This window comes from Polaromonas sp. P1_G4 (genome assembly GCF_056405475.1).
This window is the reverse complement of record NZ_JBFUCA010000865.1, coordinates 1-1,136: the sequence shown is the minus strand read 5'-3', so window position 1 is coordinate 1,136 and position 1,136 is coordinate 1. Positions and strand designations below refer to the sequence as shown.

General features: G+C 51.3%; 1 protein-coding gene. It reads right to left on the bottom strand.

Annotation, left to right across the window (positions count from 1 at the left end; all coding sequences use genetic code 11):
* On the bottom strand, positions 1-757 hold a 757-nt coding region (locus AC1D1X_RS24015; RefSeq protein ID WP_477699443.1), incomplete at its 3' end, for a P-loop NTPase fold protein.
* Between the last annotated feature and the right edge of the window lie 379 nt (positions 758-1,136).

Genomic DNA, 1,136 nt, shown 5'->3' with positions numbered 1-1,136 from the left:
GTTCGAAGTCATAGACTACCGTGCTGCCATGTTTTTCCCAGGTCTGTCTACAGACATTAACGAATGACGACTTTCCAGTTCCCCATGGGGAATCTAACCCGAAGATTAAGCTTGCCGGAGACCGCTCATTCATTACATTGAGCGCAAATCTCTTTGCCATTTCCCCTATTCCGAGCCCATCTTCGATGTCTTTAGTAATCGCCCGATCGTCGATTAATGCTGAACGCCCCTTGAACTTGGCAAGAAATAGTATGACTCTTGCTCGGATCGAACCTACAAAGCCAGTAAACGTGAGGAGTACTACTGAGTAAAGCGCGAGACCCGGTGGAATAGCTCGGAGGAACGCTTCATATTCTTTAGGTGCGAACATGACCCAGAAATATCCACCAACGCCACCCGTGATTCCAATCACCGCAATATCTGCGCGTTTGCTCCGCAACAATCGCCCTGCCGAAGAGTAGGCTCCTCTCTCCCATAAATGCAGACCACCCAAAAAACCTACGACGGTGACAACCAATATGATCGTTAGTGGGTCGAACTTTGCGGTGTAGGTGATGTAAATCGACTGCCCAACAAGCATTGCCACTCGCCACAGTTCTACGCTAACAAAGCAAAAAATGGCCGCGAAAAAATATACGCGAAAAATCGCAATGCTTGGATTTCCTCTTTCACGCAGGGCTGTAAGTACACCTTTCCATTTCGTGGGAGTAGGGCCGGCGGCTTGATTTGGATCCTTGGAAAAATGGATTGATGCCATTGGCCTCCCTTGGCTGCGCGCAGTCTAATTAATATCATCTGAAGTTACTATAAAAAAGTAGGGATGTGCGGAAATGTTTGAGCTGATGCGAGAGACTGGCGTGGCGAGGATTTTCACCAGACTTTTGCACGCTCCACGTCGTCTCCGACCTGCGCATAGCCAGCACCTGGCGCGGTCCAACCTTTCCTACCGGTGGTGGTGACCTCACTCAACGCGCGCTGCGTCAGCGGCCGATAAATCCCGGCCGCTGCGAGTGCGCTTTGCGCACCGCTGTGGCCACGCGTGCGACGTCGAGCCGCTAAAACCAGCAACAGGCTGACGGCAACGCATCAAATGGTAGATTCGGAAAAAGCCCAGCCCCGGGCCGAATAAAAACAAC